This window comes from Streptomyces sp. NPDC101225 (assembly GCF_044767585.1).
Taxonomy (GTDB): domain Bacteria; phylum Actinomycetota; class Actinomycetes; order Streptomycetales; family Streptomycetaceae; genus Streptomyces.
The window spans coordinates 1-1269 of sequence record NZ_JBIWOE010000107.1; the positions used below are offsets into that span (position 1 = coordinate 1).

General features: G+C 71.9%; 1 protein-coding gene. It reads right to left on the bottom strand.

The annotated features are described in order from the left end of the window. Positions 1 to 163: 163 nt before the first annotated feature. A partial coding sequence (locus ACIRPX_RS45955) for a Dyp-type peroxidase (protein ID WP_404206141.1) occupies positions 164 to 1269 on the bottom strand: 1106 nt, incomplete at its 5' end.

The following is a 1269-nucleotide window of genomic DNA, read 5'->3' on the forward strand; positions in this document are numbered from 1 at the left end:
CAGCCGCCACACGCCCAGACCGTAGGCGGCCAGGGCCAGCGCGCAGGCGAGCGGTTCCACCGGCAGTGGCTGCGGATGCCAGGCAAGCAGTCGTGGGAGCGTCGGTGGTGCGGCGGGCATCCACATCGGACCGGTCATGTGCATGTGCTGCATGCCGTCCATGTCAGTCCTCCAGCAGGCTCTGGCCGATGTACTCGCCCGGTGCCGCGCCGCCCGGCACGGCGAACAGGGCGCTGGACTCGTGGCGGATGAAGCGGGTGAGGTGGTCGGCGCCGTCGAGTTTCGTCTGCACCTGGACGAAGGCGGCCGGGTCGGCCTGCCAGGCGATGAAGAGCAGTCCGGCGTCCGGTTGCCCGTCGGCGGTGTAGCCGTCGTGGTAGGAGAAGCCGCGGCGCAGCATCGCCGCCCCGTCGTTCGACTCGGGCGCGGCGACGCGGATGTGGGCGTCCGCAGGAATGGCGAGGGAACCGTTGGAAGTGAACTTGTTCAGGTCCATTGGTGTGGTCTCGGGGGCGTCATGGTGGGCGGACAGGGGTGCGCCGGTGTCCTTGCGGCGGCCGATGACCTGTTCCTGTTCGGTCCGGGTGAGGTCGACCCAGTGGCCCAGGCGCATGCGGATGCGGATGCGGCGTACGACGGCGTAGGAACCGCCGTTCAGCCACGCCTGGTCGCCGTGGCTGTCGGGGACGAAGATCTTGGCGGCGAAGTTCTGGTCGGTGGGCTGGGGGTTGCCGGTGCCGTCGAGCTGGCCCATCAGGTTGCGGACGGTCCTCGGGCGGGTGGTGGCGCCGGGGGTGCGGTTGAAGCCGCTCATCTGCCAGCGGACCCCGGCAGCCTCGGCCGCCTCCCGCTGCAGGATGTGCAGGGCGTGCCAGGCGACGAGGGGGTCGTCGGCGCCGATCTGGATCCACAGGTCGCCGTCGCTGCGCCCGGGGTCGATCGCGTCGGACGGGAAGCGCGGGACGGGCACGAGCGCGGCAGGGGTGCGGTGGGCGAGGCCGGTCCTGGTGAAGAAGGTGCGGCCGAGACCGAAGGTGACGGTCAGGCGGCAGGGGCCGGCGTCCCATGCGATCTGATCGTCGAGGGTGGGCGGGTGGCCCTGGGTCATCGCCTCGGCCGCCGCCGACCAGCGGCGGAGCAGCGCGGCGGCCTCTTTGCGGCCCGTGCCCGCGGTCAGGTCGAAGGCGATGAGGTGGCCGACGGCCTGTGCGGGCGTGGTGATGCCCGCCTGGTGGGTGCCGTAAAAGGGGACGGCGGTGCTGCCGACCG